Below are 12,771 nucleotides of genomic sequence, written 5' to 3'. Positions count from 1 at the left end.
ATGTGCGGTATTGTTGGTATTGTCGGTTTTACACCAGTTAACCAGTCGATTTATGATGCGTTGACGGTGCTTCAGCACCGTGGACAAGATGCTGCGGGCATTGCCACTATTGATGGTAACAATGGATTCCGTTTACGAAAAGCCAATGGCTTAGTGAGAGATGTGTTTGAAGCTCGGCATATGCTGCGTTTACAGGGAACAATTGGGATTGGGCATGTACGCTATCCGACAGCGGGCAGCTCCAGTGCATCGGAAGCTCAACCATTTTATGTAAACTCTCCATTTGGTATTACACTGACACACAATGGTAATTTGACGAATGCTCATGAGTTGAAGAAAAAACTGTTTGAAAATGCCCGTCGCCATGTGAATACCACGTCAGACTCTGAAATTTTGCTCAATGTTTTTGCTAATGAATTGGATCGTTTTCAGCATTACCCGTTGGAGCCTGATAATATTTTTACTGCGATAGCGGCAATGCATAAGCAAGTTAGTGGTGCTTATGCCTGTATTGCGATGATTATTGGTCATGGATTGGTCGCTTTCCGCGATCCGCATGGTATTCGTCCGTTGGTTTTAGGCAAGCGTACTTTGGATGATGGTCGTAATGAATATATGATCGCTTCTGAAAGTGTTGCATTGGATACGCTGGGTTTTGAATTCTTGCGGGATGTTGCATCAGGTGAGGCGGTTTATATTACTGAGAAAGGTCAGTTATTTACCCGCCAGTGTGCTGAAAACCCTTCTTTAACGCCATGTTTATTTGAATTTGTCTATTTGGCTCGGCCAGACTCCTTTATTGATAAAATTTCGGTTTATAATGCCCGTGTGCGTATGGGACAGAAGCTGGGGGCGAAAATTGCCCGTGAATGGGAAGATCTGCATATTGATGTGGTTATCCCAATTCCTGAAACTTCTTGTGATATTGCTTTGGAAATTGCCCGTATATTGGGTAAGCCGTATCGTCAGGGATTTGTAAAAAACCGTTATGTTGGTCGCACATTTATCATGCCAGGGCAACAGGAGCGTCGGAAATCAGTCCGTCGTAAACTGAATGCTAATCGTGCAGAGTTCCGTGATAAAAATGTGCTATTGGTGGATGACTCTATCGTTCGTGGTACAACATCAGAACAGATTGTTGAAATGGCTCGTGAAGCAGGAGCTAAGAGGGTTTATCTTGCTTCGGCGGCGCCAGAAGTGCGTTTTCCAAATGTTTATGGCATTGATATGCCGAATGCAAATGAGCTGATCGCCCATGGGCGTGAGGTTGATGAAATTCGTCAGTGTATTGGTGCAGATGCGTTGATATTCCAAGATTTAACTGATTTAGTCGAGGCTGTTCGTGAAGAAAATCCGGATATTGAACAGTTTGAGTGTTCAGTTTTTAATGGCATTTATGTCACCAAAGATATTGACCAGACTTATCTTTATTATTTGGAAAATCTGCGTAAGGACGATGAAGTGAAACTGAATATTCAGAACGAAATCGAAGACTTGGATATCTATAATGAAGGTTGATTACCTTCGGATTTAAACTGCCCGGTGTCAGTATGAGGAAAAAATGAAAAGATTGATCGTGGGGCTTACAGGAGCAAGTGGAGCTATTTATGGCGTCAGGCTATTGCAAGTTTTACAGCCAGTTGAAAGCGTAGAAACACATCTGGTTATCAGTCAATCCGCTCGCCAGACGCTGGCACTGGAAACAAATTATAGTTTACGGGATGTGCAGGCGTTGGCTGATGTTGTATATGACAACAGAGACATAGCCGCTGCTATTTCTTCGGGTTCGTTCAAAACTTCCGGCATGGTAATTTTGCCATGCTCAATGAAAACCCTTTCAGGTATTGTTCACAGTTATACCGATGGGTTAGTGACTAGAGCCGCAGATGTTGTATTGAAGGAAGGCCGTAAATTGGTGCTCGGTGTGAGAGAAACGCCATTGCATTTAGGGCATCTCAGGCTGATGACACAGGCGGCAGAAATTGGCGCTGTAATTATGCCGCCAGTTCCTGCGTTTTATCATCAGCCTGAACAAATTCAGGATATTATTGACCAGACGGTTAATCGGGTACTCGATCAGTTTGACATTGAGTTATCTCATGATCTGTTTATCCGTTGGCAGGGTGCTAAAGGTGTTGAGATTTAGCGTTCAGTAGGTCTTCAAAGGCTTCTTTTAGCTGAAAATAGCGGAAGCCAAAACCAGCTTGCTCTAATCTATGTGGTATTGCCTGTTGTCCACTCAGTGCCAATACCGCAGCTTCTCCCATCAGTAGTTTCAGCACAAAAGCCGGTATCCGGATAATTGCAGGGCGTTTCAGCACTTCCCCCAGTGTTGCCGCAAACTGATCATTATGTACTGGGTAAGGGGAGGTCATATTAAAAGGGCCGCTCAAGTCGGCAGTCATCAACAGGTAATAAATGCCATTCACCATATCATCAATATGAATCCAGGGGAGATACTGCTTTCCGTTACCCATAGGGCCGCCAAGCCCAAGACGAAAGAGTGGTAACATTTTTTTCAGTGCGCCGCCGTTTTTTGCCAGTACAACGCCAGTACGTAAAAGGCAAACTCGGGTTTTATCACTAGCAGCCTGTAGCGCAAGCTGTTCCCAATGTGTACAGAGCTGATGAGTGAATTCATCATGAGGTGGCTCATTTTCTGTAACAACGGCTTGATTTTGATCTCCGTAATAGCCCACAGCAGAGCCGGAAATAAATACTTCAGGTGGGGTTTGACTGGCATTAATTAGTTTGCTGAGCTGTTCTGTTAATTCCCAGCGGCTTTGACACAGTTTCTCTTTTTGAGCTGGAGTCCAGAGTTTGTTCGCTATAGGTTCACCGGCAAGATTAATAACAGCATCAAAATCATTGAGATCGGTTTTATCTTTCAGACTGGTCCAGCATTCAGCCTGTTTACAGAACAGGGAATAAACTTTCTGAGGTGAGCGGCTCAGAATGGTAATGGAATGGGATAGGGAGAGAAGTTGGTAAACCAAGCGGCTACCAATAAGACCCGTTCCTCCAGTGATTAAAATACGCATAGCCACTCCTGTAACCTAAAGTTGATATAAAAAACTATAGCAGGGATATAAGGGCTTATGGTTAAAGATACGGCTATCTGTTAACGTGATCAAGTTTTGCGGGGAAATAATCACCCCGCAAACAGAGTCAGGCTTTGCTGTATGCTATTTGAGTAGCGGGACGTTGGCTAATCATATCAAACCATTTTTTAACCGCTGGATAATCGTCTAGAACAATATTTTGATATTCATGGGAGCGTGCCCACGGATAAGTTGCGATATCAGCAATACTGTATTTTTGACCACCCAGAAAAGGTGTTTTTTCCAATTGAGTATTCAGTACCTTATACAAGCGTTTTGTTTCTTCCTGATAACGGTTAATTGCGTAAGGCACTTTTTCAGGCGCGAAAAGATTAAAATGGTGGTTTTGCCCCAGCATGGGGCCAAAACCACCAACTTGCCAAAACAGCCATTGCAGGCTTTGGATGCGTTCACGCATATCTGTGCTGAGTAATTTGCCGGTTTTCTCTGCAAGATAGAGAAGAATGGCACCGGATTCAAAAATGGCAACAGGTTTACTACCATCGGCTGGTTGTTGATCAACAATAGCCGGAATTTTGTTGTTGGGAGAAATTGCAAGGAATTCGGGTTTGAATTGATCCCCTGCGCCAATATCAATCCGGTGAATATTATAGGGAAGGCCGGCCTCTTCAAGAAAGAGTGTGATTTTGTGGCCGTTTGGTGTTGGTGCATAGTACAGATCGATCATAGAATCTCCGATAGAGCGTAAAATGAACATAGAATTATATTACACATTATCGTTAATTTATGTAGTGTGTAAGATGCTTTAATACTCTTCCTGGCTTGAAAATTGACCACTATGCATGTTGGCAGTATTTATGGTGATGCCCCGGTTTGTGCGCTTAGTTATTTATTTTGCCAGATAGTTGTATAGTTTTCTTTCGGCTTGCTTTAAACGGCATGCTATTTATTCTTTGAATAATGTTGAAATGAAAATATATAATAAATAATTGATTTTATGTTTATATCAATAATAAAATGTTGGCATGTTATTATTAACCTTTTTATCTTTCTTTAGGTCTGGTGTAAATCTAATTTATTATTGTTTGATTCATTTTAAATAAAATTTAACGATTCATGACGGTAATTGTGTCGATAAATTTTTTACATATTATTCAATGTATTGTTTCTTTCCTTTGTAGTGGTTGTAATTATCTCGCTGAATAAATTAATCCAAGGTTTTTTATTTTTGTGGACCTAACATTTATGAAACAAGGTGATTCAATAACTTGGGTTGTTCCTGATTTTTTATTTTTTGTTCTGTAATTTTTCGTAATTATATTCGTTTTGCATTTGTTGAATTTTATTGCGGCTGCATGCTTGAGAGAATGAATTTTATCTCTCACTATTATTGGTGTCAGTTTGATAATAAGCTTTTAATTAATATTTAAAAATAAAAAAAGGAAAATAATTATGAGTAAATTATTCCTGCGAGATGCTATTGAGAATGGAAAAATAATGGAATATTGGGTGGAGTTCCAATTGGTTGATGAACAAGGTAATCCATTAATTAATATGCCTTATCGCTTAATAAGTCAGGGAGGACAACGTGATGAACGTAAAGGTGTGACTAATGAACAAGGATTACTTAGGGAAGAAAACTTGCCACTTTACCCAGTCATATTATATATCAGTGCTCAGCCATTAGCTGATGAGATGGAACAGCGGCCATTACGGGAGAGCCGTGATATCAGGGCATCAGTAGTTAAACCGAAAGCGGAAGCAGAAGGTCATCAATATTGCTATGTGACAATTGGGCAAATAAGTGGTGGCTTGCCTGTAATTGATAAATGGAAAGAAGATAAACCTCCCCACTATCATTTTCCAGATCCGATGCCGAAAGGGTTTTACGCTCCTTCAATAAATTGCCGATATGTTCTGGAAGTGTGCCCATTTCGGGCTTGGACGTTATTATTACATCATCAGAAAGATTACTCTTTGGTGAATGCTTATAATTTGTCATTAATGGGGCTATTGGCATATTCTCATAATACTGTCGAGGTAGTAGGCTCTATTGCTCATTTTTTTCATCGACAAATGCAAGATGTATCCCAACTGCCCAATAAAATAGAAAAAATAGCTCGTGCTCCTATTGTTTATGATGTGCCATTTCGTGAACGTTACACTGATATTGTATTTATTGACTCAAAAGCGAGTGAAAGTCCATTAGGAGATACTGAGTTATTTTATGCAGCTAACCGGCAAGATATTATTGTCAGTTGGCGTGGGACGGCCAGTATAGATAATGCCATTACCGATATTATGTACCAGCCCCTGAAATTAGGTTGTGGTGAAGGGGGAGTATGCAGTGGTTTTATTGAGAATGGTAAGGTTCATCGGGGTTTTTGGGAAGCGTTTAGTCTTATTAGTAAGTTAAAAGTTTCCGACTCTGATAATAAAAGTGTATTTGATAGAATTACTGATTTGGCTAAAAACAGAAACTTATTTATTGGTGGACATAGCTTGGGAGGCGCGTTGGGATTATTGCACAGTGCGCAACTGAAAAAATATCATCCTTGTTTGTACAGTTATGGAATGCCACGGACATTAACTCGTAGTGCGGTAAAGGAACTAGAGGATATTACGCATTACCGTCATGTGAATGAAAATGATTTAGTTCCCTCTGCGCCTCCAGAAAAAGACCTTGATAACTGGCTTTATGATTATTGGGGGCCGCTGGGCTATTTATTCAGCACTATTGAATTATTGGGTTTGACAAAAGGTGATGAAGTTTTCTTGCATCATGGAAAAATAGTTCACTTTTATAGAACCAATCTGATTATTGAGCGAGTAGAAGAGCGTGGTTCAAGTAATTATATACGGATTAAAGCCACATTACCGGTTGAAATAAAAATGTATTTAATCCCATCACTGAATAATGAAACAGAAAGTGATATGAAGGAAGCATTGGCGATTCAGAAAGAATTCTTCAAACATATCAGTGATGCTGATAGGAATAAATGGTTTCCACGTAATGCAAACCCGACTTTGAAAGATGCTTTAAGTGTACCTGATCACCGTATGCTTAAATATGTTCATTACATCGGTGATCGCATTGCAGAACTGGCTTCTCCAAAGAAATATCATTTTTACCGAGATAAGACACGATTATTTGAGAAAACAATGCAGGAACGGACTGATATTGTTCCCGATATTCGGCAACGTAATACTCTGTTCTTACATATGGATGGCCAGTTAGATAAAGCACTTATTTATGCTAAACAAAATAAACAGGGTAGCTTGGCCTTAAAACGCTATACGGATAATTTTGCATTGATTGGTGAGGATTGGATGTCATCAATATGAAAAAATTCTTATCAGCATGGTCAGTAATATGAATATCTGGATGTGCTAATTCTAATGAAATACTTGCCGTCTAAAGATAATCAATGGATTGCTGTTGAGTGAGAAGTGGAAAATAGAGTTTCGTCCTAATTGGATGAAACCAAAATGCCGAAGGTGACTATATACCGAATAGATTTCAATTTGCAGCGCGGCGGCAAGTGAACGCATCCCCAGGAGCATAGATAACGATGTGACTGGGGTAAGTGAAAGCAGCCAACAAAGCAGCAATTTGAAAGATGAAGGGGATAGTTCCTCAGATGTTCTATTTCAGGTTAAGTTAAAAGGTTGCATGAATCGTCTGAAACGAATAACTTCGTAGAGCCCTACCAATTTGGTTATTCTGAGTAGATTAACCATTCTATAGATTTGTGATTTCTTGCTAATAAAAAAGGTCTTTTGCAGATGGAACAAGAGAATACAGTGGGTGTTGAATGGATCGATATCGTTAATGGAGATAATGAGGTTATTGCCCAAGCTACACGTCAGCAGATGCGCGCTCAATGTTTACGGCACCGTGCTACTTATATTGTAGTTCATAATGGCATGGGGAAAATTCTGGTTCAGCATCGTACAGAAACTAAAGATTTTTACCCGGGAAAACTGGATGCGACCGCAGGTGGTGTTGTATTGATGGGGGAAAATATGCTGGACTCAGCCCGGCGTGAAGCGGAAGAAGAGCTGGGTATTGCAGGAGTTCCTTTTGCTGAGCATGGTAACTTTTATTATGAAGAAGAGAATTGCCGTATTTGTGGCGCATTATTCAGTTGCATCAGTCATGGGCCGTTTGCTTTACAGGCAACGGAAATTGACGAGGTGTGCTGGATGACACCGGAGGAGATCACGATTCGTTGTGATGAATTCACACCTGATTCGTTAAAAGCACTTTCCCTGTGGCTGACTCGTAATAATGATTTCGATGAAGTTATTATGAATAAAAAGATTGATTGATTTAGTTATCTGTTTTAGTTGAATAGCTAAGCTCCTAAGAGGTGGAGCTTATTCTTTTTATTTTTAAATTCTTTTCCTTTGAATAAAAAATTAGAGTTACAAGGTAACAACGATACTTATTGTTGACGCTATGGTAACGAGTGGTTATATATTGAATATACCCGTCATCCTTCAAGTTGCTGCTTTGTTGGCTGCGTTCACTCACCCCAGTCACATAGTTATCTATGCTCCTGGGGATTCATTCACTTGCCGCCGCGCTGCAACTCGAAATCTATTGGGTATATGTCCGTAATGATAAGGTATACTGAACATAAGTAAGATAGTTATGCTTGTTTTGTAGCATCTCGCCAGAGTCTATAATCAGTACCTTGAGGTTCAGGGTTTATAGCAGCTTTTAAACAGGATAATGAAATGATTATCCTGTTGTTTGAGTAATCCACAAGTCAAAATTAACTCGTTTTGGAGGTTAAGATGTCATTTTCATCAAAGTGGAGTCGTGGTTATTTAGAACCAAAAATTAGAGAGTTAAATGAAATATCATTTAGGTTTAGTTTGAAATATCTTTCTGATGTTAGAAGTAGAAATGGCTTTTTTGTAGAAACAAATGAAATAATAAATATGGTTAATCGCGAGATAGATATAAATTGCCTATCTGTTGATGGTGGTATTGAAATTATTCAAGATGAAATAGATAATCTGAAAAAACAGGAATTTGATCTGTTAGTAAACAAAAGCCAGCAATATATGATTGTTCAAAAATAAAAAAGAGATGAGAGAATCAATTTATTTTTGAAGCAAGTTGGTTTTATTAGTGGGGATTCTCAAATCTTTGCAGGTGTTGGTGTGTGTGACTACTCTAGGTATGGCATGTGCGGGTTTCGGTGTTCCTCTACTAGTGCAGGGAGGAAATAATGTTTATGAGAATGGGTATTACCTATTGTTAAGAAAAGAGGTTTCAGGTTAGGTAAGAGATGTTTATCGTGATGCGGCTAAAACACTTGGTTATAGTGAAGCTGATGGTGATAAAGTTTACGGTTATGTAGATTTGGGGTTGTCTGGATACGGAATGGTAAGATCTGTTTTGAAGCCTGGAGCTTTTCGTTTATTTAGATATATTAAAACTGATTACATCAGAGGTTGGCAGGAAATGGGGAAAGTACCTCTGCTTGTTGAATTTACTGGTGATGCTGTGACCGCTTTCGGTATTTATTCGGTTTCTAATGGTGAAGAAAATGAATGACGATGTAACATTATCATATTATAATTTCTTTTTTGTTATTATTTACTACGCAATTTCTATTTTCATATTTATTATGCTTTTTAAGCTAAGAGGGTATGTAAAGGTCTATATTCAAGCAGTGTTTTTCACTATTATTCTTTCAATTTTTACTATTGTTCAATATACTATTTTAGTAAATGGTGGTGTGTTGGTATATATATTCCCACATTGTTTTAGTATTTACGATTATGACTCAATTACTTATGGCACTATGTTTTTTTTCATTGCATATTGCTGCCTGATGCCTGTGAGTAAATTTTATCGTGAGAAAGAACAAAAAAAAGAGTAAAAGAATTGATATTCACTTAATGAATTACATAGTTGAATTTATTTTCAAATCTTCCCATATGCTATAACCACTAGTCCCTGCTATAACATGATTCCACGTTATACTTTTATATTTCAATGACAGAGTTTCTTGAGGTTGCTGGTCATTATGATCCAAAGAATTAGGATGGATTACACTGTATTCCAATATTTGAACTCCAATGAGTTTTAATTTAAAATATAATTCTAGACCTCCATTTGAACTTGTCCGATAAAAATCAATAAAGCAGTCCATTAATTCATTGTTAGAAATGGCAACTCCTAATAAAGGTGTTGATTTGTCAACGGGCTTCTTAATTATCACGGGTTGATGATTAATATTTTTTTACGTAACAGTTTGGTATTTATTACCAATTGAGTCAATTGACGAGCAACCAGAGGAAAGTAATCCCTGAGTTTTTCCTTTTATTGTTAAATAAATCAAATTAGCCACAATATGTTTACTCCTGTCGGTGTCATTTGTATGAGTTGCATATATAAGAAAGAAAGTAGTTTGGTTTTTAGATTCATCTCTTTTCTAATGTTTGTTCTGTAGACCTGACATAGGTATGTTTGCCTGTTTGGAAAGCATTTTTAAGTATTCCAGTTCAGTGTCAAAGAAAAGGGGGGGTAATCAAGGTTCTTTCTATTTTTTTAAAATAGCGTAATTTAAGTGAAAGTCAACCATTTGAGTTAATTTATAAATAATCACTCATTTTAGTGATATCGGTATTGCTAACACGACATTGAATAATGCTGGTTTTGAACTCTAGGCATTCTACTGAAAATTATCATTGGTTGATTTTACTGATAAATAGAATTCCCGGGCAGAATATTCTGTCCCGGGCAATTTAGTTATTTAAACGATGTTGTATTTTATCGTTATATTGCAGTGCTTTATTTATTTAACTTCTGGCATCACGCCAATAAAAGAAGTTTTTTTTCTTGGTTCAGACATTAAAGATTCAAGCTGTTCAACACATTCCAAATAATGAGGTGTGTTCTTGTGTTCATTAGCTGCTTTTTCATCAACATATGCTTCATAAATATAGAAACGGGTAGGGATATTTTCGTCCCGTAATACATCAAAGCGTAAATTGCCTTCTTCCTTAATTGAACCCAAGTGATTGGAACGGAAAACTTCAAGAAACTTATCTAATTTGTCTTGTTTAATATTAATTTCAACTAAAGTTACGTGCATTTTAATCCTCCTTATTCTTTTTCACTTAAAAACAACTCATAAGCTTTGCTGGCACTTTCATTCTGATGTACTACGGCTTGAACAGCTTTTAACATGGCAACCGGTGCTTCGGATTGGAAAATATTGCGTCCCATATCCACACCGGCGGCTCCTTGATCAATTGCTTGATAACACATCTCCAGCGCTTCTCTTTCTGGAAGTTTTTTACCACCAGCAATCACAATAGGAACCGGACATCCGCTAGCAATACGTTCAAAGCCAGTATCGACATAGTAGGTTTTGATAATTTGCGCGCCCATCTCGGCAGCAATACGGGTTGCCAAAGAAAAATAACGCTGATCTCGCACCATATCTTTGCCAACACCGGTTACGGCCATGGTTGGCATACCGTAACGCATTCCCTGATCGACTAACTTGATAATATTCTTGATTGATTGATGTTCATGTTCAGATCCGATATACACCTGAGCCGCTACTGCACAGACATTCAGACGCAAAGCATCTTCCATCGCAACCGCGACCGCCTCATTGGACAGTTCCGTCAGGATAGAATTGGCGCCGGAAGCACGCAGAACTACAGGTTTATTAGTCGCAGGTGGAACCTGACTGCGGAGAATACCGCGCGTACACATTAATACATCGGTATGCGGAAACAGTGGTGCAATATTGATATCAATGCGTTCAAGACCGGTTGTTGGCCCTTGAAAATAACCGTGGTCGAAAGCCAACATAACAGTTCGGTTGGTTTTGGGATTGAAAATGCGTGATAGTCGTGATTGCATTCCCCAATCAAGTGCGCCACAGCCTTTTAGTTCAAACAAGCTATTCTTCTGTGGAACATCAACACCAAAATCTTTACCGTCTTTAATATCGTCTAAATCTGCCATTTTTCTTCTCCTAACTAGCTTACACTGAGCCAGCAACCACGACTGGCGGAGATTGCTGGACAATAGAATTAGAAATCGTATTGATTGATATTGTCTTTGGTGAAAATTACTTGTTCAGGCAAAACAACAATATCGTTCCCTTTGGCATCATAGCTGTAACCTTGAAAATGGTTTGATGCAACTTTGATGATGCCAATATGGGGAATATCTCGTTTCTCACAGATATTTAAATCACCTTTCTTGAGTAATTTGTTGGCTACATGAGTGGAAATCTTGTCCTGATTAACAACATCCTAAAGCCTGAATTGTTTCACCTTTAGACCTTTTATACCCTTCATCCTTCAAGTTGCTGCTTTGTTGGCTGCTTTCTCTCACTGCCGCGCTGCAACTCGAAATCTATTAGGTATATACCAGCGATAATATTCATATAGCGTTGATTTGCCTGCATCGCTATCTGCTAACATCATGACATCCTGTGATGTAGGCGCTGGGGTAATAAGAGTGAACAAATTTTTATTTAAAAAACAATTATTCAATATGGTAGCCGTTGTATTTCGAATTTAGCACTATTTAGATCACAATTTATGAAAAAATTTGATCCACGTTATATTATGTTCAAATTGTGCGGTAAGACTCTGGCGTGTAATGCGGTTTAATGCTTATCTGTTGAGTGCGGATAAAAGAAAGTGGTTATGGCGATAAAATTAACGAAAGAAAAATCAGTTAAAGAGAAGCAGATGCTGTCTGAGGACACTTATCTGGGTAATAGCATGAGTGAAGAAGAGCTGCTTGCACGTATTGCATGGTTTTACTATCACGATGGCCTGACACAAGGGGATATCGGTGATTTACTTGGTCTGAGTCGGTTAAAGGTTTCCAGATTGCTGGAAAAGGGGCGGCAGTCAGGTGTTATTCGGGTACAGATTAACTCTCGCTATGAGGGGTGTCTGGCGCTGGAAAATACTTTGCAAAAACATTTCTCTTTGAAACAAGTTCGTGTTTTACCTGCATTGGCTGATATGAATCTTAGTGTCAGGTTGGGGGTTGGGGCGGCACATTTGTTGATGGCACTGATTGAACCTCAGCAATTACTGGCAGTAGGATTTGGTGAAACCACAATGTGCACGTTACAACATTTGAGTGGTTTTATCTCATCACAGCAAATTAGGTTGGTCACGTTGTCCGGTGGTGTTGGTCCTTATATGACCGGAATTGGTCAACTGGATGCTGCCTGCCCAATAAGTATTATTCCTGCCCCATTACGCGCTTCGACCGCTCAGGTCGCCGAAACATTTCGTCAGGAGAATAGTGTCCGTGACGTTTTGCTGGCAGCGGGTGCGGCTGATATTGCTATCGTGGGTATCGGTGCCATTAATCAAAAACAGCAGGCGACAATTATGCGTTCTGGCTATATCAGTGGTGGTGAACAACTGATGTTTGCCCGAAGAGGCGCGGTTGGCGATATTCTTGGCTATTTTATGCAAGCAGACGGTGAGTTGGTGGAAGATTTACAGATTCATCATGAACTTATTGGTATCGCCATGCCGGAACTGAAAACAATTCCAACCGTTATTGGTGTTGCGGGCGGTGAAGATAAAGCGGAAGCCATTATTGCGGCCCTTAATGGTCAATATATCAATGCATTGGTGACTGAAGAGCAGACCGCCAAGGCGATGTTGAATTTATTGCGCTGACCACGTACTC

At 39.3% G+C, this 12,771-nt stretch carries 13 protein-coding genes and 3 pseudogenes; 9 read left to right on the top strand and 7 right to left on the bottom strand.

Annotated features, from left to right (window positions below):
* Both purF and BDD30_RS04110 read left to right on the top strand, forming a co-directional pair.
* Entirely contained in the window at positions 1-1,518 is a 1,518-nt protein-coding gene (gene purF / locus BDD30_RS04115) for an amidophosphoribosyltransferase (RefSeq protein WP_015833602.1), read from the top strand.
* Between the two features lie 43 nt (positions 1,519-1,561).
* Positions 1,562-2,146 carry a UbiX family flavin prenyltransferase gene (locus tag BDD30_RS04110; protein WP_015833603.1) on the top strand — a complete coding sequence of 195 codons (585 nt, stop codon included), beginning with the start codon at positions 1,562-1,564 and terminating at the stop codon, positions 2,144-2,146.
* Here the strand turns inward: BDD30_RS04110 and BDD30_RS04105 are convergent.
* Together BDD30_RS04105 and BDD30_RS04100 are read right to left on the bottom strand one after the other, a co-directional pair.
* Entirely contained in the window at positions 2,127-3,041 is a 915-nt protein-coding gene (locus tag BDD30_RS04105; protein WP_015833604.1) for a TIGR01777 family oxidoreductase, read from the bottom strand. The genes BDD30_RS04110 and BDD30_RS04105 overlap by 20 nt on opposite strands.
* 127 nt (positions 3,042-3,168) lie before the next feature.
* Complete coding sequence (locus BDD30_RS04100) at positions 3,169-3,789, bottom strand: glutathione binding-like protein (RefSeq protein WP_015833605.1); 621 nt, start codon at positions 3,787-3,789, stop codon at positions 3,169-3,171.
* A 725-nt stretch (positions 3,790-4,514) separates the two neighbouring features.
* On the opposite strand from BDD30_RS04100, the gene BDD30_RS04095 reads away from it, so the two are divergent.
* The 3 genes from BDD30_RS04095 (at position 4,515) to yfcD (ending at position 7,394) form a co-directional block, all read left to right on the top strand.
* Entirely contained in the window at positions 4,515-6,407 is a 1,893-nt protein-coding gene (locus BDD30_RS04095; RefSeq protein WP_015833606.1) for a lipase family protein, read from the top strand.
* A 229-nt stretch (positions 6,408-6,636) separates the two neighbouring features.
* The gene (locus tag BDD30_RS24600) at positions 6,637-6,765 is read left to right on the top strand and encodes a hypothetical protein (protein ID WP_282958018.1); all 129 of its coding nucleotides are present in this window, start codon (positions 6,637-6,639) and stop codon (positions 6,763-6,765) included.
* Positions 6,766-6,848: 83 nt separating this feature from the next.
* A complete protein-coding gene (gene yfcD / locus BDD30_RS04090; protein WP_015833607.1) occupies positions 6,849-7,394 on the top strand; it encodes an NUDIX hydrolase YfcD in 546 nt (181 codons plus the stop codon).
* A 34-nt stretch (positions 7,395-7,428) separates the two neighbouring features.
* On the opposite strand, the gene BDD30_RS23425 is transcribed toward yfcD, so the two are convergent.
* On the bottom strand, positions 7,429-7,608 hold the full coding sequence (locus BDD30_RS23425; RefSeq protein WP_170152940.1) for a hypothetical protein: 180 nt from the start codon (positions 7,606-7,608) through the stop codon (positions 7,429-7,431).
* A gap of 257 nt (positions 7,609-7,865) precedes the next feature.
* Here BDD30_RS23425 and BDD30_RS23870 point away from each other — a divergent pair, with 257 nt between their 5' ends.
* The 3 genes and pseudogenes from BDD30_RS23870 (at position 7,866) to BDD30_RS04080 (ending at position 8,962) form a co-directional block, all read left to right on the top strand.
* Positions 7,866-8,156, top strand: a complete 291-nt coding sequence (locus tag BDD30_RS23870; RefSeq protein ID WP_015833608.1) for a hypothetical protein — start codon at positions 7,866-7,868, stop codon at positions 8,154-8,156.
* 27 nt (positions 8,157-8,183) lie between these two features.
* Positions 8,184-8,634, top strand: a pseudogene (locus tag BDD30_RS23865) (DUF4225 domain-containing protein).
* On the top strand, positions 8,627-8,962 hold the full coding sequence (locus BDD30_RS04080) for a hypothetical protein (RefSeq protein WP_041381707.1): 336 nt from the start codon (positions 8,627-8,629) through the stop codon (positions 8,960-8,962). Before BDD30_RS23865 ends, BDD30_RS04080 begins: the two are co-directional and overlap by 8 nt.
* Positions 8,963-8,986: 24 nt before the next feature.
* Here the strand turns inward: BDD30_RS04080 and BDD30_RS04075 are convergent.
* The 4 genes and pseudogenes from BDD30_RS04075 to BDD30_RS24015 form a co-directional block, all read right to left on the bottom strand.
* Positions 8,987-9,433, bottom strand: a pseudogene (locus BDD30_RS04075) (Hcp family type VI secretion system effector).
* Between the two features lie 447 nt (positions 9,434-9,880).
* Positions 9,881-10,180, bottom strand: coding sequence for a (4S)-4-hydroxy-5-phosphonooxypentane-2,3-dione isomerase (lsrG, locus tag BDD30_RS04070; protein WP_015833613.1), 300 nt, complete (start codon positions 10,178-10,180; stop codon positions 9,881-9,883).
* A gap of 11 nt (positions 10,181-10,191) precedes the next feature.
* Complete coding sequence (lsrF, locus tag BDD30_RS04065; RefSeq protein ID WP_015833614.1) at positions 10,192-11,067, bottom strand: 3-hydroxy-5-phosphonooxypentane-2,4-dione thiolase; 876 nt, start codon at positions 11,065-11,067, stop codon at positions 10,192-10,194.
* 68 nt (positions 11,068-11,135) lie between these two features.
* Positions 11,136-11,360: pseudogene (locus BDD30_RS24015) on the bottom strand (autoinducer 2 ABC transporter substrate-binding protein LsrB); the annotation flags it as partial.
* Between the two features lie 399 nt (positions 11,361-11,759).
* Between BDD30_RS24015 and lsrR the strand changes: the two are divergent.
* Positions 11,760-12,761: a transcriptional regulator LsrR gene (gene lsrR / locus BDD30_RS04055; protein ID WP_121302553.1), complete on the top strand. Its 1,002-nt coding sequence runs from the start codon at positions 11,760-11,762 to the stop codon at positions 12,759-12,761.
* The last annotated feature ends 10 nt before the right edge of the window (positions 12,762-12,771 follow it).

The organism is Photorhabdus asymbiotica (genome assembly GCF_003634575.1).
In the GTDB taxonomy this organism is placed as follows: domain Bacteria; phylum Pseudomonadota; class Gammaproteobacteria; order Enterobacterales; family Enterobacteriaceae; genus Photorhabdus; species Photorhabdus asymbiotica.
The sequence above is the reverse complement of the archived record's forward strand: the minus strand, read 5'-3'. Positions and strand labels throughout refer to the sequence as shown.